This is a genomic window from Brevundimonas sp. UBA4553 (assembly GCF_002387245.1).
Taxonomy (GTDB): Bacteria; Pseudomonadota; Alphaproteobacteria; order Caulobacterales; family Caulobacteraceae; genus Brevundimonas.
In genome coordinates this window covers 11995-30869 of record NZ_DGLD01000013.1, presented here as the reverse complement: position 1 = coordinate 30869, position 18875 = coordinate 11995, and the positions used below count along the sequence as shown (strand labels likewise).

The following is an 18875-nucleotide window of genomic DNA, read 5'->3' as shown; positions in this document are numbered from 1 at the left end:
AAATGAAAACGCCCCGTCGGGAAACCGGCGGGGCGTTTGTCTGTCTAGCGTCTGGCGATCAGGGCGCGGGTCAGACAGGAGAAGACCAGCCGCCCCGCCTCGTCCAGCAGGTCCTGCTGGGCGATGACGATGCCCTTTTCGTCGCCGACCGGGTCCTTGCCCATGACCGTCAGGCGGCCACGCAGCAGTTCGCCCGGCGGGGGATTGCGCAGAAAGCGCAAGCCGTCGATCGCCAGGGTCTTGGTCCCGGCCCAGGTTCCCGCCTTCTCGGCGGACAACCGGCTCCACAGCGCATAGACCAGAGCGTCGGGAGCGCCGTAGGCGACATCCCAACCGGGCGCGAACCGCTCGACGAAGATCTCCATCGCGCCCTCGTCCACCGCACAGGCGCCCAGAGGGATGACCTGGCCGATCTCGATATCCTCGAAGTGGACGTGCAGCGGTTCGGTCATCCCATGTCCTCAGGCGGCGGGCTCCTCCGAGACCCGGACCAGCAGCTTGCCGTCATGGTCGCCCGTGAACAAGCGGTTCAGCGAGGTGACCGCCCCCTCCAGCCCGTCGTCGACGTGAACCTTCCACTTGACGCGCCCGTCCGCGAGCCACGGCCCCATCTCCGCGACCATCTCGCGGGCGCGCGGCGCATAGTCGAGCACCAGGAAGCCCTGGACGTTGAGGCGATGAGTGATGATCCGGCTGAAATTCGGCGACGGCGGCATCCGCGTCGCATTGTAGCTGGAGATCAGGCCGCAGACCGCCATCCGCGCGTGCACGTTCAACCGGTTCCAGACCGCGATCATGATGTCGCCGCCGACATTCTCGAAATTCAGGTCGACGCCGTTTGGCGCCAGCCGGTCCAGGGCCTCGCCCACGTCCTCGTTCTTGTAGTCGACGGCGGCGTCGAAGCCGAGTTCCTCGGTCAGCCAGCGGCACTTCTCGGCGCCGCCGGCGATGCCGATGACGCGGGCGCCGCGCTGCTTGGCCACCTGGCCGGCGATGGAGCCGACTGCTCCCGCCGCCGCCGAAATCACCAGGGTCTCGCCTGCCTTGGCCTTCAGCACGTCGGTGACGCCGAAATAGGCGGTCAGGCCCGTCATCCCCAGAACCGACAGATTGGCGGTCAACGGCAGGCCCGGCGCACGGTGAACCGGGCGCAGGCCCTGCTCGTTCACCACGGCGTAGTCGGCCCAGCCGCCCGACAGCGGCGTGACGATGTCGCCTTCCTTGAAGCGTTCCGATCTGGACTGCTCGACCACGCCCAGGGTCAGACCGCGCATGACCTCGCCGAGCCCGACCGGCGGCAGATAGCCCTCGGAATCATTCATCCAGGTGCGGTTGGTCGGGTCCAGCGACAGGTAGATGGTGCGAACCAGGACCTCGGCGTCCTTCAGGTCCGGCACGAGGGTCTCCACCAGTTCCAGGTCGCCGTCCTGGATCAGGCCTTTCGGCCGCTGACGGAGGACCCACTGACGATTGCGAAGGCTCATGGCGCAGCTCCAATGCGTTTTCTTTGAAGACCCATAGTGGCGGATGCGCCGGGCCTGTCGAGAGGCTTTCAAAGAAAAAGCGGACCGTTTCCGATCCGCTTGAGGTGGCATCATCGAGAATGAGGAGCGAAGACGATGGGGCGGCGAACCGTCCGGTCGAGGGGCGTCTATCGCCTTCGCCCCTTGATAACGGCGGTTCGAAGAGCCGGTTCCATAGCCGCCGCATTTGATCCCGCGGGGGATCGCGACCCTCGGAACGCCGCACCCCCGCGCCGCGTTGCTAGACTGCAAGAGCGGCCCTTCGACCGGCCACAACGGACGCCTCATGACCCATCAGGATCCCCATTCCCACTCCGCCGACGCCTTCGAACATCACGAGCCGATCGAGGCGCAGTACGTCCGTCAGGGCCGGGGCGGCGTCCGCATTCTGTGGCTGTTGATCGTCTCGGGCGGCGCCGCCGCCATCCTGCTGCTGGGCATGTGGCTGCTCAGCAACGGCGGGTTCCAGAGCGTCAATCCCGGCGCCGGCGGCACGCGCGAGGATGTCGCGCAGTTCGACACGCCAGCGTCCACGCCGTCCCCGCCGGCCTCATAAAAGAACGGCCTCGACGGCGAACCGTCGAGGCCATGTTCAAACCGGGGTCGCGAACTCAGGCGGCCTGTTTCTGACGCGACGGATGGAAGAAGAGCGCCTGGCTGATCGCCGCCTTCACCGTTTCCGGCTGGAACGGCTTGGTGATCAGGAAGGTCGGTTCCGGCCGCTCGCCCGTCAGCAGACGTTCCGGGAAGGCGGTGATGAAGATCACCGGCACGTCGAAGCGTTTCAGGATGTCCTTGACCGCGTCGATGCCCGACGATCCGTCGGCCAGCTGGATATCGGCCAGCACCAGACCGGGCCGATGACGCGTCACGGCGTCGACGGCCTCGTCGTGGGTGGTGGCGGTGCCGGTGACGCGATGGCCCAGCTCCTTCACCAGGCTCTCGATATCCGCGGAAATGATGGCCTCGTCCTCGATGATCAGGACGTCGGTGGCCAGTTCCGCGTCGATGTCGGACTGCGCCTCGGCGATCAGGCGCTCCACCGAGCGGGGGTCGACGCCCAGGATCTGGGCCGCTTCCGAAGGCGTGAAGCCTTCGAGCGCCGTCAGCAGGAAGGCCTGGCGCGACCGCGGCGAAATCCGCATCAGGCGGTGCGACGCGTCATCCTCGCCGCCCTCGATGCCGCTGCTGTCCTCGAGCTGGGCGCCCGTCGAGGACCAGATGGTGTGGAACACGTGATACAGCGCCACGCGCGGCGTCATATCCGTCGGCAGCTGTCGCTCGCCGGCGGCCAGCGCCTCGAGCGCGACGCGCACATAGTTGTCGCCCGTGATTTGGTCGCCCGTCAGCGCCCGCGCGTAGCGGCGGACATAGGGCAGATGCGGCGCAAGCCTCGCCAATAGACTCATACAAGTTCCCCGACAGTCAGCGTCCCCGATCTGGTGACGCGCCAGCTGCCTCAACGTGTCCAGCTCGCAACGGTTCCATGGCGGTTTCACAAGCTTGAGCATTAAATCGCCGCGGCCTAGGAACTCTTGGAGGGAAGCCGCGTTTTTCGCTTCCATGAACTACTCTTACAGGCTTGGGCGGCGGCCGGAACTCCATGATCAATTCTAAGGAAACCACTCCGCGTCCTGACGCGCCTGCGTCCAAGGACACCGGATTGGAAGAGGTGCGCCTGCGCCAGCAGGCCATCGGCGTGAAGCTGCGCCATATGTTCGACCAGGTGGTGAACGAGCCGGTTCCGGACGAATTTCTGGATATCCTGCGGCGGGCCGACGATCGGTCGTCGACCAAGGACGGCAAATGAGCAGCTCCAGCGCTCCGCCCAAGCCCGCCTCCGCCGACGACGCCGGCTTCAAGAAGGAGCTGGTGACGCTGATCCCCCATCTGCGCGCGTTCGCCCGGACCTTGACCGGCGATCCGACCGCCGCCGACGATCTGGCGCAGGAAGCCATGATGAAGGCGTGGGATGCGCGGGCCAGCTATCAGATGGGCACCAACATGAAGGCCTGGACCTTCATGATCCTGCGCAACCAGTTCTATTCGGAAAAGCGCCGCTCGTGGCGCCAGACCCAGCTGGATCAGGAAGCCGCCGAACGCACCCTGGTGGCTGTCGATGATCCCGAGGCGCCGGTCGCCCTGGATGAGCTGCGGCAGGCGCTGAAAACCCTGCCCGAGGAACAGCGCGAAGCCCTGATCCTCGTCGGCGCGGGCGGCTTCGCCTACGAAGAGGCCGCCGAAATCTGTCAGTGCGCCGTGGGTACGGTGAAAAGCCGCGTATCGCGGGCGCGCAAGGCCCTGGCGGCCACGCTGGAACGCGGCGGATACGGCCGTGACGGCAAGGCCGCCGGCGACGCCATGCGCTCCATCCTGGCCGACGCCGACCGGTTGAGCGGCGCCAGGCAGGGCTGACGCATGATGCGTTTCGGCCGCGCATGGGGCCGCAAGCTGGGCCGACCGAGCGTGCAGGGCATCCGTTTCCGCATGGGCCTGGCCATGGCGGTGGCCCTTTTGCCCATTCTCCTGCTCAGCGCCGCCCAGACCCAGGCCGAGTTCCGTCGCCAGGCCGAGGACCGCCGCATCGATCTGCAACTGGCGGCCGAACGCAGCGCCGCCGACGCCAAGGCGCGGATCGACAGCACCGTGGTCCTGCTGCAGGCCCTGGCGCCCGAGGGCGGCGGATTCTACTGCGAGCCGCGCCTGACCGCCCTGGTGTCGCGACTGGACGCCCTGTCCGCTTTGCAGCGCTACAGCGCCACGGGAGAGCCGGTCTGCGCCTCTCGGCCGGCTGGCGGGGCCGCTGCGGTCGCCCCGACCGCCGATGTTCGCGGGCAGGAATGGTATCAGAGGCTGCGGCAAGGCGAGGACGTGGTCATGGCCCGCGCGCCGGGCGCGTCGGGATCGCTGATCGTCGCCGTCCGCTCGGAGCGTCCCCTGGGCGCCTTCCAGGGCGTCATGGCGGCGGTCATTCCCCTGACCGCCCTGCAACCCGACATTCGCGACCCCGCCCTGCCGTCCGGCGCCCAGTCGGCGCTGATCGACGCCCAGGGCCGCCTTCTGGTCTCGACCGACCCGTCGAGTTTCGCCAACGAGGGCGCGATCGCGCGCTGGGCCGAGCGCGCCCAGAAGGGCGAGGCTCCGCTGTTCGAGGCGCGGGACGCCCGCGACCGCAAGCACGTCTATGCCGGCGCGCCCCTGGCCGGCCGCGACCTGTTCGTCCTGCTGTCGGCGCCCGCATCGGGACTGCTGTCCTGGGCGCGGCTGAACCCGATCGGCTCCTTCATGCTGCCCCTCGCCGCCTGGCTGGTCGCCTTCCTGGCGGTCATGCTGCTGTCCGAGCGGATCGTCATCCGCTGGCTGGTCTATCTGGAGCGGGTCGCCGCCATCTATGCGCGCGGCCGGTTCTCGGTGCGGCCGGTCCAGGCCGAGCACGCCCCCGCCGAAATCCGCACCCTGGCCCGCACCCTCGGCTCGCTCGGCGACAGCATCACGACCCGCGACAAGGCTCTGCTGGACTCGCTGGACGAGAAGGACGCGCTGATGCGCGAGATCCACCACCGGGTGAAGAACAACCTGCAGATCATCTCCTCGCTGCTGTCGATGCAGCAACGAGCCGTGACCGACCCCGCCGCCCGTTCGGCCCTGGGCGACACGCGCCAACGCATCACCGCCCTGGCCCTGATCTATCGCACCCTCTACCAGAGCGAGGACATTCGCGAGGCGGACTCGCGCACCTTCCTGACCGAACTGGTGGGACAACTGATCGCCGGCGAGGCCATGCGCGGCCCCCTGGTCACCAGCTCCGTCGACGCGGACTATCTGATCATCGATCCCGACCGGCTGGCGCCGGTGGCCCTGTGGCTGGTCGAGGCCGTCTCCAACGCTCAGAAGCACGCCTTCGCCGGGCGCGGCGGCGACCTCAAGGTGCGCTTCCGCGTCCTGGGCGACACCAGCGTCCTGGAGGTTCAGGACGACGGCCCCGGCGCGCCGGACATCGACACCGCCGGCGTCGGCCGCACCTTGATGAACGCCTTCGCCAAGCAGTTGCGCGGTCAGGCCGAGATGGTCGAAGCGCCCGGCGGCGGGTCGATCGCACGCCTGACCTTCGCCACGCCGGAAGCGCCGCAGGCCGCCGCTCATCGGCCAGCTTGACAGGAACCCGGGACAGGTCGTCGCGTTGATGTCTCCAGGGGCGGTCCTTTGACCCCCTGCTGTTTTCACTGGAGCCGACCATGCGCAAACTGTTCGTACTCGCCGCCGCCGCCGCCCTGCTGTCCACCGCCGCCTGCAACACCGTCGCCGGTGTCGGCAAGGACACCCAGGCCGCCGGTTCCGCGGTCGAAGGCGCCGCCCGCGACGTCCAAAACTAGGACCCGACGCCGACATATCGATCCCCGCCGCCTTCGGAGGCGGCGGGGATTTTTGCGCCCGGGATCAAACCTCCGGTCCTCGGACGCCGCGCCTCGGCGCACTGACCGCAATTCGACCTAGCCCTTCCCCGAGGTCAGGTTTAGCGTTCGCTCAGGCTCCGCTTGGTGGAGCGTGAACTCAGGGACGAAATCCATGCGTGTCGGCGTGCCCCGCGAGATCAAGACCAATGAACATCGGGTCGGCCTGACCCCCACCGCCGTCCGCGAATATGTCGCCCACGGCCACGAGGTGCGGATCGAAACGGGCGCCGGTCTGGGCGCCGGCTTCACCGACGCTGAATATCAGAAGGCTGGCGCGACCATCGTCGCCGACGCCGCGACCGTCTTCTCCGACAGCGATATGATCGTGAAGGTGAAGGAGCCGCAGGCCGTCGAATGGGCCCGCCTGCGCGAGGATCACATCCTCTTCACCTACCTGCATCTGGCCCCCGATCCCGAGCAGACCAGGGGCCTGCTGGCCTCGAAATGCGCCGCCATCGCCTATGAGACGGTGACCGACCGGAACGGCGGCCTGCCCTTGCTGGCCCCCATGTCCGAGGTGGCCGGGCGCATCGCCGTCTTTTCCGCCGCCGAAACCTTGCTGAAGCACAATGGCGGCATGGGCCTGCTGTTCTGCGGCGTGCCGGGCGTGGCCCCGGCGCGGGTGCTGGTGCTGGGCGGCGGAGTCGTGGGGCTGAACGCCGCGCGCATGGCCATGGGCCTGGGCGCCGAGGTGGTGGTGCTGGAGCGCTCCATCCCGCGCATGCGCGAGATCGACGAACTGACCGGCGGTCGGGTCATCACCCGCTACTCCTCCATCGGCGCCATCGAGGAGGAGTTGGTCAAGGCCGATGTGGTGATCGGCGCCGTTCTGGTGCCGGGCGCCGAGGCCCCGACCCTGGTTCGGCGCGACCAGTTGAAATCCATGAAGCCGGGCAGCGTCCTGATCGACGTGGCCATCGACCAGGGCGGCTGTTTCGAGACCTCGAAGCCCACCACCCACGAAGATCCGACCTATGTCGTCGACGGCGTGGTCCACTACTGCGTCGCCAACATGCCGGGCGCCGCGCCGCGCACCAGTTCCGAGGCGCTGAACAACGCCACCCTGCCCTTTGGCCTGGCCCTGGCAGACCAGGGACTGGCCGCCCTGAAGAAGGACCCGCATCTGGCGCGCGGCCTCAATGTGCTGAAAGGCGAGATCACCTATCCCGCCGTAGCCGAGGCCCTGGGTCTGCCCTGGAGCGATCCCTTCGGCGTCTGGGCGCGAGGCTAGATCGTCAGGGCTATGCCGAGGGGCGGCGCGGCCTGAACGGCGGCGGCGACCTCCCGGTTCATGCCGGCGACGGCGCGCTCGGCCTCATCGCCTTCCGGCGTGTCCTTGGCGCTTTTCTGCGCCAGGTTCTTGATCTGGGCGGCCAGACGCTTGACCTCGTCAAGGACGTCGCGATCCGCCTGACGCGCCTCGCTGCGACGCGCCTGCTCGGCAACCCGGGCCTGAGAGGCGTCGATGGCCTGTTGATAGGGGTTCGACGGCTTGGCGCCATCAGCCTCCGACCCGGCAGCAGCCCGAGCCTCGTCGGCCACGACCGGCTGCGCCGGCTCAGCCATCGCCTCATCCGATGCTGCAGCCGCGCCCGCGTCATCACCGGAGGCAGCGGGCGCAGCGGGCGCCGCACCCAGACCGGCAGGCGCGCCGCCCGCCGCCGCATAGGCCTTGACCGCCGCGCCCAGCTCCCTAGCCAGCTGCGCCGCCATGCGGGCCGCGCCCTTCGGGTCCCCGATCATGGCCATCTGCAGCATTTGCAGGCGGGCCTTGATCTGTTCGATCTTCTTCTTCGCGGCCGCCTTCTGATCTTCAGACGCATTGTTCGTTCGCTGTTTCAGGCTTTCGACCGCCGCACGGGCGTCATTCAGCCGGGCGTCCGCCAAGGCCGCCTGGCGCTCCTCCCGCGCCGTCGTGGTCTCGGCCTTCACCGTCGCGGGCGCGGAAAACAGAGAGCCGATGTTCATGGCCGGCCAGCGTCCTCTGCGTCGCCTAACGGGGCGTAAACGCAGCGGAACAGCGTGACGCTCGCCCTTTGCCTCGAGTTTTGGCATAAGCCGGCGATGAAGTTTCTCGACCAGGCCAAGATCTATATTCGCTCGGGCGCGGGCGGCGCCGGCGCCGTCTCGTTCCGACGCGAGAAATTCATCCCCAACGGCGGCCCGGACGGCGGCGACGGGGGCAAGGGCGGCGACGTCTGGATCGAGGCGGCAGACGGCCTGAACACCCTGATCGACTTCCGCTACCAGCAGCATTTCAAGGCCCAGACCGGCCACCACGGCCAGGGCCGCCAGATGCATGGCGGCAAGGGCGAGGACGTGGTCCTTCGCGTCCCCGTCGGCACCCAGGTGCTGGACGAGGAAAAGGAAACCGTCCTGGTCGACATGGACAAGGCGGGTCAGCGCGTGAAGCTGCTGTCCGGCGGCAACGGCGGCTGGGGCAACACCCGCTTCAAGGGCCCGACCAATCAGGCCCCCGACCACGCCAACCCCGGCCAGGAGTTCCAGGAACGCTGGATCTGGCTGCGCCTGAAGCTGATCGCCGACATCGGTCTGGCCGGTCTGCCCAACGCCGGCAAGTCGACCTTCCTGGCGGCGGTCTCGGCGGCCAAGCCCAAGGTGGCGGACTACCCCTTCACCACCCTGACGCCCAACCTCGGCATGGTGGACCTGAGCCCGTCCGAACGCTTCGTCATCGCCGACATTCCCGGCCTGATCGAGGGCGCCCACGAAGGCGCCGGCCTGGGCACCCGCTTCCTGGGTCACGTCGAGCGCTCGGCCAGCCTGATCCATCTGATCGACGGCACGCAGGAAGACGTGGCCGATGCCTATCGCATCATTCGCGGCGAGCTGGACGCCTATGGCGAAGGCCTGGCCGACAAGGTCGAACTGCTGGCCCTGAACAAGATCGACGCCCTGTCGCCGGAAGAGCGCGCGGACAAGGTCGCCCAGCTGGAGGCCGCCTCCGGCAAGACGCCCTATCTGGTGTCCGGCGTGTCCGGCGAAGGCGTGACCGAACTGCTTCGCGCCGCCTGGGCCGAGGTGCGCAAGACGCGCGGCGAGATCACCGTGGAGGGCGCGGACACCATCCCGGAAACCCCGGGCGGCTGGCAGCCGTAATCGCGCACAAGGGCGGATGACGGGGGGGCTTGTCCCCCCTATGTTCGCGCCATGACCGACGCGCCCATCGAAACTGACGCCCGCCCCCTGACGCAGGACGGCCCGCCGCCCCGGCTATGGCTGATCGACGCCTCGGCCTACATCTTCCGCGCCTATCACGCCCTGCCGCCCCTGACGCGCAAGTCGGACGGCCTGCCCGTCGGCGCGGTGCAGGGCTACTGCAACATGTTGTGGAAGCTGATCCGCGACATGAAGGGCGAGGACGGCCCGACCCATCTGGTCGCCGTCTTCGACCACTCGGAAAAGACCTTCCGCAACACCCTCTACGATCAATACAAGGCCCACCGCCCGCCGGCGCCCGAGGACCTGGTGCCGCAGTTCCCGCTGGTGCGCGAGGCGACCGCCGCCTTCGGCGTCCAGTGCCTGGAACTGCCGGGCTATGAGGCCGACGACCTGATCGCCACCTATGCCTGCAAGGTCCGCGACCTGGGCGGCGAGGCGGTCATCGTCTCGTCCGACAAGGACCTGATGCAACTGATCGGGAACGGCGTCGTCATGTACGACCCGATGAAGGACCGGCGCCTGGAGGAAGAGGCCGTGTTCGAGAAGTTCGGCGTCACCCCGGACAAGGTGGTCGAGGTCCAGGCCCTGATCGGCGACAGCGTCGACAACGTCCCCGGCGCCCCCGGCATCGGCCCCAAGACGGCGGCCCAGCTGATCCACGAATACGGCGACCTCGACACGCTTCTGGCCCGCGCCGGCGAGATCAAGCAGCCCAAGCGGCGCGAGACCCTGATCGAGTACGCCGACCAGATCCGTCTGTCGCGCGAACTGGTCAAGCTGACCTGCGACGCCCCGGCGCCCGAGCCCGTCGACGACTTCCTGATCCGCGATCCCGACCCGGCGGTGCTGTCCGAGTTTCTGGAGCGGATGGAGTTCCGTTCGCTGCTGCGGCGCGTCGGCGACGGCAAGGCGCCGCCGAAGGAGGGCTCCGCCTTTGCGCGCCAGCCCTCGGCCCCGGTCGCCACCCCGCGCTACGCCCCGGCCGAGGTGGCGACGCCGGACGAAGTCCACGACTTCGACCGCGACAAGTACGAGTGCGTTCAGACGCTGGAGGATCTGGATCGCTGGATCGCCCGCGCCCGCGCCGCCGGCGTCGTCGGCTTCGACACCGAGACTGACGCCCTGTCGGCCACCCACGCAGGGCTGTGCGGCGTCTCGCTCGCCGTCGGGCCGAACGAGGCCTGCTACATCCCCCTGACCCATGACCACGAGCCAACGGGAGACGGCGGGCTGGACTTCGGCCTCGACCTCGGCGGCGGGGCTCCGCGCGAGCCGCTGACGCAGATTCACAAGCCGACCGCGCTGGAGCGGCTGAAGGTCCTGCTGGAAGATCCGGCGGTGCTGAAGGTCGGGCAGAACATCAAATACGATCTCGCCGTCATGGCCCGGCGCGGCATCCGCGTGGCCCCGGTCGAGGACACCATGCTGATCAGCTATGTGCTCGAAGGCGGGCTGCACGGCCATGGCATGGACGAGCTGGCGCGGCTGCACCTGGGCCACGAACCCATCCCGTTCAAGAGCGTGGCCGGCACGGGCAAGAGCCAGAAGAGCTTCAAGCACGTCGAGCTGAAACCGGCGACCTGCTACGCCGCCGAGGACGCGGACGTCACCCTGCGCCTCTACAAGCTGCTGAAGCCGCGACTGGCGACCGAGCGTCTGACCACCGTCTATGAGACGCTGGAGCGCGGCATGCCCGCCGTTCTGGCCGACATGGAGCTGAACGGGGTGCGGGTCGATCCCGACCGGCTGCGGTCCCTGTCCTCGACCTTCGGCCAGCGCATGGCCGAGCTGGAGGAACAGGCGCACAAGCTGGCGGGCCGCCCCTTCAACGTCGGCAGCCCGCGCCAGATCGGCGAAATTCTCTTTGGCGAGATGAACCTGCCCGGCGGCAAGAAGACCGCCAGCGGCCAATGGGGCACCGAGGCCAGCGTGCTGGAAGAGCTGGCGCTGACGCATGATCTGCCCCGCGCCATCCTCGACTGGCGCCAGTTGTCCAAGCTGAAGGGCACCTATACCGACGCCTTGGTGGCGGCGGCCGATCCGGCCACCCACCGGGTCCACACCTCCTATCAGTTGGCGGCGGCGACGACGGGGCGCCTCGCCTCCTCCGACCCCAACCTGCAGAACATCCCGATCCGCACCGAGACCGGCCGCCTGATCCGTCAGGCCTTCATCGCCTCGCCGGGCCATGTGTTGATCAGCGCCGACTACAGCCAGATCGAACTGCGCCTCTTGGCCCATATCGGCGACATCCCCGAGCTGAAGCGCGCCTTCAAGGCCGGGCTCGACATTCACGCCGCCACCGCGTCGGAGATGTTCGGCGTGCCGGTCGAAGGGATGCCGTCCGAGACGCGCCGCCGCGCCAAGGCCATCAATTTCGGCATCGTCTACGGCATTTCGGCCTTCGGCCTGGCCAACCAGCTGGGCATCGATCAGGGCGAGGCCGGGGCCTATATCAAGACCTATTTCGAGCGCTTCCCCGGCATCCGCGCCTACATGGACCAGACCAAGGCGCAGGTGAAGGCGGACGGCTTCGTCACCACCGTCTTCGGACGCCGCATCCACATCCCGGCCATCCATTCCAAGTCAGGGGCCGAGCGGCAGTTCGGCGAGCGCGCCGCCATCAACGCCCCGATCCAGGGCGCCGCCGCCGACATCATCCGCCGCGCCATGATCCGCATGCCGGGCGCCCTGGCCGACGCCGGCCTGAAGACGCGGATGCTGTTGCAGGTCCACGACGAACTGATCTTTGAAGCCCCGGAGGCAGAGGCCGAACGCGCCCTGGCCCTGGTGCGCAAGGTCATGGAAGGCGCCGCCGACCCCGCTGTGGCCCTGAGCGTTCCCCTTGTGGTCGAGGCCCAGGCCGCCGCCAACTGGGACGAAGCCCACTAAGCATGGAGACCGACATGAGCCTGGATCCCGAGATCCGCGACAACGCCGAAGCCACCCGCTACGAACTGACCGTCGAGGGTCAGACCGCCGTGGTCATCTACAACAAGGTGGCGGGCGGCCTGCTGATCACCGAAACCATCGTGCCGGTCCCGTTGGAAGGGCGTGGCATCGCCAGCCGCATGGCCAAGCACGTCCTGGCGGACCTGAAGGAACGCGGCCTGGTCATCCTGCCGACCTGCCCCTTCTTCGCCGGCTATCTGCAGAAGCATCCCGAATACGCCGATCTGGTGCATCCCAGCTATCGCATCGCCCTGGGCTTGTAGGGGCGTCTGAGGTCGCTTCATCGTCCCGCGCCTGCTAGGGCGGGGCGATGAAGTCTTCAGATCTCGACGTCCTGATCGTCGGCGCCGGCGCGGCCGGCATGATGTGCGCCATCGAGGCGGGCAAGCGCGGCCGTCGCGTGCGCGTCATCGACCACGCCCGCGCGCCGGGCGAGAAGATCCGCATCTCGGGCGGCGGGCGCTGCAACTTCACCAACCTGGGGACCAGCGGCGCGAACTTCCTCAGCGAGAACCCGCGCTTCGCCCTGTCGGCGCTGAAGCGGTTCACCCAGCACGACTTCCTCAAGATGGTCGAACGCCACGGCATCGCCTGGCATGAAAAGACGCTGGGCCAGCTCTTCTGCGACGACAGCGCCAAGCAGATCATCCGTATGCTGACCGACGAGATGAAGGCGGCGGGCGTGACCCTGTCGCTGGGCCTTGGCGTGACCTCGATCAACCGCAACGGCGACCGTTTCGACGTGGCGCTGGACGACGGCTCCTGCGTCTCCACCGCCTCGCTGGTGGTGGCCACCGGGGGCAAGTCCATCCCCAAGATGGGCGCGACCGGCTGGGGCTACGACGTCGCCCGCCAGTTCGACCTGCGCGTGACCGAGACGCGCCCGGCCCTGGTGCCGCTGACCTTCGAACCGGGCCTGCTGGAGCAGTTGAAACCGCTGGCGGGCGTGGCCGTCGACGCCGTGGTCAGGGCCGCCCCCAACTCCGCGCCAAATAGCCCGAAGGGCGATAGGCCCAGCTTCACCGAGGCGATGCTTTTCACTCACCGGGGCCTTTCGGGCCCGTCGATCCTGCAGATCAGCTCCTACTGGCGCGAGGGCGAGGCCATCACCGTCAACATGGCCCCGGGGGAGGACGTCGCCGCCCGGATGCTGGCGGCCAAGACCGAGAACGGCAAGCAGGCGGTGCACACGGCGCTCGGCCACGTCATTCCCCGTCGTCTGGCCGAGGTGATCTGCGCCCGCGAAGGCCTGTCGGGCAAGCTGGCCGAGGTCGGCGACAAGAAGCTGCGGGCCCTGGCCGAGGCGGTCAACGCCTGGACCGTCAAGCCGGTCGGGTCGGAAGGCTATCGCACCGCCGAAGTGACCCTGGGGGGCGTCGACACCGCCGCCCTGGACCAGCAGACCATGGAGGCTCGAACCGTCCCAGGCCTCTTCTTCATCGGCGAGGTGGTGGACGTGACCGGCTGGCTGGGCGGCTACAACTTCCAGTGGGCCTGGTCGTCCGGCTGGGCCGCGGGCCAGAGCTGCTGACCTGCGGCTGCCGGCCCTGCGGCGTCTGCGCACGTTGTCGCAGGGCGGGCGCGACCCTAACTCTGTCCTCAGCGGGACGGGCCCCTCTGGCGGCGCTTCGGCGGCGTGATGTCGGACCGCATCATTCGATGACGAGGACCCCATGCCCCTGTTGATGTGCCCCAACGACAACGCCTCCATGCAGACCCTGGACCGCAACGGCGTCCAGTTCGACATGTGCCCGACCTGCCGCGGGGTCTGGCTGGATCGCGGCGAACTGGAAAAGCTGATGGCCAGCGCCGCCGACGAGGGACGCGCCGCCGCCCCGCAACTCGCGCCCCAGGCCCCGCCTCAACCGACCTACCAGCAGCCCGCGCAGCAACCTTGGGGCGGGCAGCCGCAGGGCTATCGCGAGCCGCCCCGCTACAAGGACGACCGCTACCGCGACGACGACTATCACCACCGCAAGAAGAAGAAGCGGATGGATATCTTCGACATCTTCGACTGACGCGTTGTTCCGGGTCAGGCGGCCAGGCCGACCGCCTTCATCAGCGGTCGCAGAGCCTGGACCGCCTCGGGCGCCGCGCCCAGGGCGGCGCGCACGTCCGGCGAGCGGAACAGCTTTAGCGCCTCCGCCCTGGCCCGTTCCGCCACCGGCCCGGTCGGTCCGGTCTCCGCCGCCGCGAGCCGTAGCAGCGCCCCCAGCTTCTGCGCCGGGGGCACGGGCGCGCGCACGATCTGGACGGTCAGCTTGGCGTCGGCCTCGATGGCCCCTCCGACCAGGCCCAGGGCCGTCACGATGGCGTCGCGATCCCGGTCCGACAGGGCGGCGTTGCCGACGGCCCGCTGAAGGGCGTTCAGCGCGACCAGCTTCTGGCCCGGCGCCTGGCTCATGGCCCGCATCTCGGTTTCGAACCGCAGGGAGGTGACGCAGGCGTCCAGCCACCGCGCCGCCGCCCGCTTGTTGGCGCCGCCGGTCACGTTTTCACACAGGCGCGCCAGCCGCTCCGCCTCCCTCAGCGCCGTGGGGCAACCGCGCACATAGGCGGCGACGAAGTCGGCGGTGACTAGGCTCTTGGAGCGTTCGCTGAAGGCGGTCTGCACCTCGTCCAGCGTCAGCAGGCGCCCCGCCGTGGCCGTCAGGGCGACAGCCAGCGCGCGCAGGATGTCGATCTCGCCTTGCGGATCATTGGGCCGCAGACGGCGCGGGCTCATCAGCTCGCGCACCACCATCCGCGCCAGCGACGCCGACAGCAGCGGGAATTCCCCCGCGGCCAGCCGCTCGCCCAGCCGCGCCGGGCCGCCCTCCACCGGCGGCACCAGGACGGCCAGCTTGGGATCGTGCGCGATCAGGGCGTTGATTTCGCGCGGCGCCACCATGCGCACCACGGCGGCCAGGCTGGACCCCTGATCCAGCGCCGGGCCGACGATCTGGGCCAGGCTGGCGCGTGATCCGAACAGCTCGCACAGCACCTGCTCGACCGGCACGAAGACCAGGGCGCGCGGCGGTCCGTCGGCCGGCGCCCGGTCGCACAGGTCCATCAGCCGATCCAGCCGCGCCCGAGCGCCCTTCAGCCCTTTCAGCGCGCCGGCCACCACCCCGCCCATGATGAAGGCCCGGTCGGGCGATCCGCTCAGGCGATGCGCCACGTCGGCGACGGAGCGTTCGGCCAGACCGGGAAACTGATTGCGGCGTCCGGCCTGCAGGACCCGCTCGATCGCCTGCTCGCTGAGCTTCAGGTAGTGACGCACCAGATCGTGCACCGGCTGACCGGTGGCTTGGCTTTCCGGCACCGCCACCTTCTGGATGGCGTGCTGAAGTTCGACGCCCGAGGCCTCCAGCCGTTCCGCCAGGTCGGGGCGGTGCAGCAGTTCGAACGTGGTCGCGCCCTGGCGGGTCAGCCAGTCCTCGAGCACCCGGCTGATCAGGTCGCGGGCGTGGGGGGTGTAAAGATCCTGAACCCCGCGGCAGCTGGGGCCGACCCGCTCCTCGCGCACCTTCACCTTCTGCTTCATCTCGGGCGCGCCGCGCGTCAGGACGTTGACGCTGGCGAACTCCATGGTGTCCGGGTCCAGCGTCTCCTTGGTCACGCGCACCGCACAGGCCTGACCGTCGCGCAGCAGGTCCTCGGCCGTTTCGATCGCCGTCTTGCGGTCCTCGGTCGCCATGGACAGCGACCAGGACGCCGGCGGCGTCTTGCGAATGTAGATTTCGTAGTGAACCGGACCGGCCATGGCGTCTTTCGCGCGTATCAGCCCGCCACCCTGCGCCCGGAGGCTTTAAGGCGAGGTTTCGCCTTTTCACGGCCAAGGTTGAAAGACAGGCTCTGGCGAACCATCTGCTGTGGCCGTAATGTCACCACGATGGAATAGAACGGTTACGCTTGTCGCGCGTTGAGCAATCGACCCGCGACGGATGATCGAACGACCGCCGCCGCCCGCACTCAGGAGAAGCCCTTGGCCAACATCACTCTGGTCGACGACGACGAGAACATCGTCGCCTCCGTGTCCCTGGCCCTCGAAAGCCACGGCCACAAGGTCACGGCCTATCACGACGGCGCCTCGGGCCTGGAAGCGCTCGAGACGACGCCGCCGGACCTGGCCATCCTGGACGTGAAGATGCCGCGCATGGACGGCATGGAGGTGCTGCGCCGCCTGCGTCAGACCTCGCAGATTCCGGTCATCATGCTGACGTCCAAGGACGAGGAGATCGACGAGATCCTCGGCTTCAACCTCGGCGCCGACGACTACATCCACAAGCCCTTCAGCCAGCGCCTGCTGATCGAACGCGTCAAGGCCCTGCTCCGCCGCACGGGCGCGGACGGCGGCGAGGTCGAGACCGCGGCGGAAGCCGCCGGTAAGGCCATCAAGCGCGGCAAGCTGTCGATGGACCCCGCCCGCCACGAGAGCACCTGGGAAGGCAAGCCGGTCAAGCTGACCGTCACCGAGTTCCTGCTGCTTCAGGCCCTGGCCCAACGCCCCGGCTTCGTGAAGAGCCGCGACAGCCTGATGGACGCCGCCTACGACGATCAGGTCTATGTCGACGACCGCACCATCGACAGCCACGTCAAACGGATGCGAAAGAAGTTCCGGGTGGTCGATCCCGAGTTCGACGCGATCGAGACCCTGTATGGCGTCGGTTACCGCTACCGCGAAAGCTGAGATCGAGGACAGCCGGCCGCAGCGCCGATTCCGCTTCGGCGGATCGCGCCTCGGCGGCTTCATCCTGGCTCTCAACCTGCTCAGCCTGCTGATCCTGTTCGGCGGCGCCCTGGCCCTGAACGAATGGAAGCGCGGCCTGATCGAGGCGCGTCAGGAATCCCTGTCGGTCCAGGCCGAACTTCTGGCCAACGTGCTGGGCGAGCTGGGCATCACGCGCGGCGAGCCCTATCCCATGCTGGAGCCCGGACCGGCGGGCCTGTGGCTGCGCGACAACTTCATCCCCGCCGGCCAGCGGGCGCGCCTCTACGATCAGGACGGCCTGCTGGTCTCGGACAGCTACGCCGTCACCGACGCCATCCCCGGCGAAGGCCTGCCGCCGGCCCGGCCCGCTGGCACGCCGGTCGCCTCCGACGAGCCGACGCCGCGCGAAGAGATGCGGCTGAGCCGGGCCAACGCCGAGTTGTCCGCCGAGGTCGAGCGCGCCCTCCAGGGCGTCCCCCAGGCCGACATCCGCCGCAACGAGGACGGCGACCGCGTCGTTTCCGTCTCCCTGCCCGTCCGCCACGTCCAGCAGGTGCTCGGCGTGTTGACGCTGGAGGCCGGCGACGTCGACGAGACCCTGGCCGCCCAGCGCCGGGCCCTGACGCCCTTCGCCCTGGTCGCCCTGGCCGTGAACCTGCTGTCGGCCCTGGTGCTGCACATGTTCGTGGCTCGCCCGGTCATGCGACTGTCGGCGGCGGCGGATCAGGTGCGCCTGCAACGCGCCCGCGCCATCTCTCTACCCGACCTCGAGGACCGCAAGGACGAGATCGGCGACCTGGCCCGCGCCCTGGAGTCGATGACCGACACCCTGTCGACGCGGATGGACGCCATCGAGCGCTTCGCCGCCGACGTCAGCCACGAGATCAAGAACCCGCTGACCTCCATCCGCTCGGCGCTGGAGACCCTGCCCCTGGTCAAGACCGATGAGCAGAGGGCGCGCCTGACCAACCTGTTGCAGCAGGACGTGCGGCGTCTCGACCGGTTGATCACCGACATCTCCAACGCCTCGCGCCTGGACGCCGAGTTGTCGCGCGACCGGCCGCGCCTGATCGACCTGAACGAACTGCTGGGCGACATCGTCGCGGTCTACGACGGCAGTCAGAAGCCGGGCGAGGCGGTGGTCCGTTTCGCCTCGACGGCGGAGGCCGCGCGCGTCCTGGGTCGCGACATTCCTCTGGGCCAGGTGTTCCGCAACCTGATCGACAACGCCCGCTCGTTCAGTCCGCCCGACGGCGAGGTCCGCGTCCGGCTGGAGCGCGACGACAGCCGCGCCGATCTGCCGCTGCGTATCCGGGTCGAGGACGACGGCCCCGGCATTCCGGCGGACAACCTCGAGACGGTGTTCGAGCGCTTCTACACCTCCCGGCCCAAGGGCACGGCCTTCGGGGCCAACTCGGGCCTGGGTCTGTCGATCGTGCGTCAGATCATCGACGCCCACGGCGGACGGGTCCATGCCGAGAACCGTGTGGATGAGGCCGGCGACGTCGTCGGCGCCCGTTTCGAAGTCCTTCTGCCCCTGGCTGGACGACGCCCGTGAGCCCTTCCCTGCAGCCCCTCCATGCGACCGCCGTGGCCCGCCACACGCCCGCCGGCTGGCGCGGCGTCCTGATCCAGGGGCCTTCGGGCGCCGGCAAGAGCGATCTGGCCCTGCGGCTGATCGCCGAGGGGTGGCGCCTGGTCGCCGACGACTGGACCCATATTTGGGTGTCGAACGGCGCGCTCTACGGCGCGGCGCCGCCCACCATCGCGGGGCGGATAGAGGTGCGCGGCCTGGGCATCGTCCGCGTTCCGCAGCAATCGATGGCCCGGATCGTCCTGGCCGTTCAATGCACGCATGACGCCGTCGAACGCCTGCCGGAAGCCGCGACCTGGACCTGGGAGGGGGTCGCGATTCCCCGCCTGCGCCTCGACCCCCGCCCGGCCTCTGCGGGTCAGGTGGTCGCAACTGCGTTCGCCGCTCTTTGAACCGGCGCGCGATTGGCCTATGAAGGCCGGCTTGCAGATCAGTCTGGTCGTCCCAAGGGCGTCCGCTGGGAGCAGAAGCGCGGG

Annotated in this window: 19 protein-coding genes; 14 read left to right on the top strand and 5 right to left on the bottom strand. The window is 68.8% G+C overall.

Features of this window, described 5'->3' with window-relative positions:
- Window positions 1-44 precede the first annotated feature (44 nt).
- Together B4A39_RS07750 and B4A39_RS07745 are read right to left on the bottom strand one after the other, a co-directional pair.
- Window positions 45-452 carry a MaoC family dehydratase gene (locus B4A39_RS07750; RefSeq protein WP_292035084.1) on the bottom strand — a complete coding sequence of 136 codons (408 nt, stop codon included), beginning with the start codon at window positions 450-452 and terminating at the stop codon, window positions 45-47.
- A gap of 9 nt (window positions 453-461) precedes the next feature.
- The gene (locus B4A39_RS07745; protein ID WP_292035083.1) at window positions 462-1484 is read right to left on the bottom strand and encodes an NADP-dependent oxidoreductase; all 1023 of its coding nucleotides are present in this window, start codon (window positions 1482-1484) and stop codon (window positions 462-464) included.
- Window positions 1485-1809: 325 nt separating this feature from the next.
- Between B4A39_RS07745 and B4A39_RS07740 the strand changes: the two genes are divergently transcribed.
- Window positions 1810-2079 carry a hypothetical protein gene (locus tag B4A39_RS07740; protein WP_292035081.1) on the top strand — a complete coding sequence of 90 codons (270 nt, stop codon included), beginning with the start codon at window positions 1810-1812 and terminating at the stop codon, window positions 2077-2079.
- Window positions 2080-2134: 55 nt separating this feature from the next.
- On the opposite strand, the gene B4A39_RS07735 is transcribed toward B4A39_RS07740, so the two are convergent.
- Window positions 2135-2932 carry a response regulator gene (locus B4A39_RS07735; RefSeq protein WP_292035080.1) on the bottom strand — a complete coding sequence of 266 codons (798 nt, stop codon included), beginning with the start codon at window positions 2930-2932 and terminating at the stop codon, window positions 2135-2137.
- Between the two features lie 194 nt (window positions 2933-3126).
- On the opposite strand from B4A39_RS07735, the gene B4A39_RS07730 reads away from it, so the two are divergent.
- The 5 genes from B4A39_RS07730 (at window position 3127) to ald (ending at window position 7208) form a co-directional block, all read left to right on the top strand.
- Complete coding sequence (locus B4A39_RS07730) at window positions 3127-3333, top strand: NepR family anti-sigma factor (RefSeq protein WP_292035078.1); 207 nt, start codon at window positions 3127-3129, stop codon at window positions 3331-3333.
- Window positions 3330-3938, top strand: coding sequence for a sigma-70 family RNA polymerase sigma factor (locus B4A39_RS07725; protein WP_292035076.1), 609 nt, complete (start codon window positions 3330-3332; stop codon window positions 3936-3938). The genes B4A39_RS07730 and B4A39_RS07725 overlap by 4 nt, the downstream gene beginning before the upstream one ends.
- 6 nt (window positions 3939-3944) lie before the next feature.
- Window positions 3945-5678, top strand: coding sequence for a sensor histidine kinase (locus tag B4A39_RS07720; protein ID WP_292035858.1), 1734 nt, complete (start codon window positions 3945-3947; stop codon window positions 5676-5678).
- An 80-nt stretch (window positions 5679-5758) separates the two neighbouring features.
- A complete protein-coding gene (locus B4A39_RS07715; protein ID WP_292035073.1) occupies window positions 5759-5896 on the top strand; it encodes an entericidin A/B family lipoprotein in 138 nt (45 codons plus the stop codon).
- Window positions 5897-6089: 193 nt separating this feature from the next.
- Window positions 6090-7208 carry an alanine dehydrogenase gene (gene ald, locus B4A39_RS07710; protein WP_292035070.1) on the top strand — a complete coding sequence of 373 codons (1119 nt, stop codon included), beginning with the start codon at window positions 6090-6092 and terminating at the stop codon, window positions 7206-7208.
- Here ald and B4A39_RS07705 read toward each other — a convergent pair.
- A complete protein-coding gene (locus B4A39_RS07705) occupies window positions 7205-7945 on the bottom strand; it encodes a hypothetical protein (RefSeq protein ID WP_292035067.1) in 741 nt (246 codons plus the stop codon). The two genes, ald and B4A39_RS07705, sit on opposite strands and share 4 nt — an antisense overlap.
- Window positions 7946-8041: 96 nt before the next feature.
- Between B4A39_RS07705 and obgE the strand changes: the two genes are divergently transcribed.
- The 5 genes from obgE (at window position 8042) to B4A39_RS07680 (ending at window position 14130) form a co-directional block, all read left to right on the top strand.
- On the top strand, window positions 8042-9097 hold the full coding sequence (obgE, locus tag B4A39_RS07700) for a GTPase ObgE (RefSeq protein ID WP_292035065.1): 1056 nt from the start codon (window positions 8042-8044) through the stop codon (window positions 9095-9097).
- Between the two features lie 51 nt (window positions 9098-9148).
- The gene (gene polA, locus B4A39_RS07695) at window positions 9149-12052 is read left to right on the top strand and encodes a DNA polymerase I (protein WP_292035062.1); all 2904 of its coding nucleotides are present in this window, start codon (window positions 9149-9151) and stop codon (window positions 12050-12052) included.
- 14 nt (window positions 12053-12066) lie between these two features.
- On the top strand, window positions 12067-12375 hold the full coding sequence (locus B4A39_RS07690) for a GNAT family N-acetyltransferase (RefSeq protein ID WP_292035060.1): 309 nt from the start codon (window positions 12067-12069) through the stop codon (window positions 12373-12375).
- Window positions 12376-12422: 47 nt separating this feature from the next.
- Entirely contained in the window at window positions 12423-13643 is a 1221-nt protein-coding gene (locus B4A39_RS07685; protein ID WP_292035057.1) for an NAD(P)/FAD-dependent oxidoreductase, read from the top strand.
- Window positions 13644-13785: 142 nt separating this feature from the next.
- Window positions 13786-14130 (top strand): zf-TFIIB domain-containing protein, encoded by a 345-nt coding sequence (locus tag B4A39_RS07680; RefSeq protein WP_292035055.1) that lies wholly within the window; start codon window positions 13786-13788, stop codon window positions 14128-14130.
- Window positions 14131-14144: 14 nt separating this feature from the next.
- Here B4A39_RS07680 and B4A39_RS07675 read toward each other — a convergent pair whose 3' ends face one another.
- Window positions 14145-15857: a hypothetical protein gene (locus B4A39_RS07675; protein ID WP_292035052.1), complete on the bottom strand. Its 1713-nt coding sequence runs from the start codon at window positions 15855-15857 to the stop codon at window positions 14145-14147.
- A gap of 222 nt (window positions 15858-16079) precedes the next feature.
- On the opposite strand from B4A39_RS07675, the gene B4A39_RS07670 reads away from it, so the two are divergent.
- From B4A39_RS07670 to B4A39_RS07660, 3 genes are read left to right on the top strand one after another with little or no spacing between them, the layout of a single operon-like run.
- A complete protein-coding gene (locus B4A39_RS07670) occupies window positions 16080-16784 on the top strand; it encodes a response regulator transcription factor (RefSeq protein ID WP_114818485.1) in 705 nt (234 codons plus the stop codon).
- On the top strand, window positions 16753-18363 hold the full coding sequence (locus tag B4A39_RS07665; protein ID WP_292035043.1) for an ATP-binding protein: 1611 nt from the start codon (window positions 16753-16755) through the stop codon (window positions 18361-18363). Before B4A39_RS07670 ends, B4A39_RS07665 begins: the two co-directional genes overlap by 32 nt.
- Window positions 18360-18791, top strand: coding sequence for an HPr kinase/phosphorylase (locus B4A39_RS07660; RefSeq protein WP_292035040.1), 432 nt, complete (start codon window positions 18360-18362; stop codon window positions 18789-18791). The genes B4A39_RS07665 and B4A39_RS07660 overlap by 4 nt, the downstream gene beginning before the upstream one ends.
- The last annotated feature ends 84 nt before the right edge of the window (window positions 18792-18875 follow it).

Coding starts and splice junctions, on each gene's coding strand:
- B4A39_RS07750 (WP_292035084.1), bottom strand. CDS start 452: ATGACCGAACCGCTGCACGTCCACTTCGAGGATATCGAGATCGGCCAG.
- B4A39_RS07745 (WP_292035083.1), bottom strand. CDS start 1,484: ATGAGCCTTCGCAATCGTCAGTGGGTCCTCCGTCAGCGGCCGAAAGGC.
- B4A39_RS07740 (WP_292035081.1), top strand. CDS start 1,810: ATGACCCATCAGGATCCCCATTCCCACTCCGCCGACGCCTTCGAACAT.
- B4A39_RS07735 (WP_292035080.1), bottom strand. CDS start 2,932: ATGAGTCTATTGGCGAGGCTTGCGCCGCATCTGCCCTATGTCCGCCGC.
- B4A39_RS07730 (WP_292035078.1), top strand. CDS start 3,127: ATGATCAATTCTAAGGAAACCACTCCGCGTCCTGACGCGCCTGCGTCC.
- B4A39_RS07725 (WP_292035076.1), top strand. CDS start 3,330: ATGAGCAGCTCCAGCGCTCCGCCCAAGCCCGCCTCCGCCGACGACGCC.
- B4A39_RS07720 (WP_292035858.1), top strand. CDS start 3,945: ATGCGTTTCGGCCGCGCATGGGGCCGCAAGCTGGGCCGACCGAGCGTG.
- B4A39_RS07715 (WP_292035073.1), top strand. CDS start 5,759: ATGCGCAAACTGTTCGTACTCGCCGCCGCCGCCGCCCTGCTGTCCACC.
- ald (WP_292035070.1), top strand. CDS start 6,090: ATGCGTGTCGGCGTGCCCCGCGAGATCAAGACCAATGAACATCGGGTC.
- B4A39_RS07705 (WP_292035067.1), bottom strand. CDS start 7,945: ATGAACATCGGCTCTCTGTTTTCCGCGCCCGCGACGGTGAAGGCCGAG.
- obgE (WP_292035065.1), top strand. CDS start 8,042: ATGAAGTTTCTCGACCAGGCCAAGATCTATATTCGCTCGGGCGCGGGC.
- polA (WP_292035062.1), top strand. CDS start 9,149: ATGACCGACGCGCCCATCGAAACTGACGCCCGCCCCCTGACGCAGGAC.
- B4A39_RS07690 (WP_292035060.1), top strand. CDS start 12,067: ATGAGCCTGGATCCCGAGATCCGCGACAACGCCGAAGCCACCCGCTAC.
- B4A39_RS07685 (WP_292035057.1), top strand. CDS start 12,423: ATGAAGTCTTCAGATCTCGACGTCCTGATCGTCGGCGCCGGCGCGGCC.
- B4A39_RS07680 (WP_292035055.1), top strand. CDS start 13,786: ATGCCCCTGTTGATGTGCCCCAACGACAACGCCTCCATGCAGACCCTG.
- B4A39_RS07675 (WP_292035052.1), bottom strand. CDS start 15,857: ATGGCCGGTCCGGTTCACTACGAAATCTACATTCGCAAGACGCCGCCG.
- B4A39_RS07665 (WP_292035043.1), top strand. CDS start 16,753: ATGGCGTCGGTTACCGCTACCGCGAAAGCTGAGATCGAGGACAGCCGG.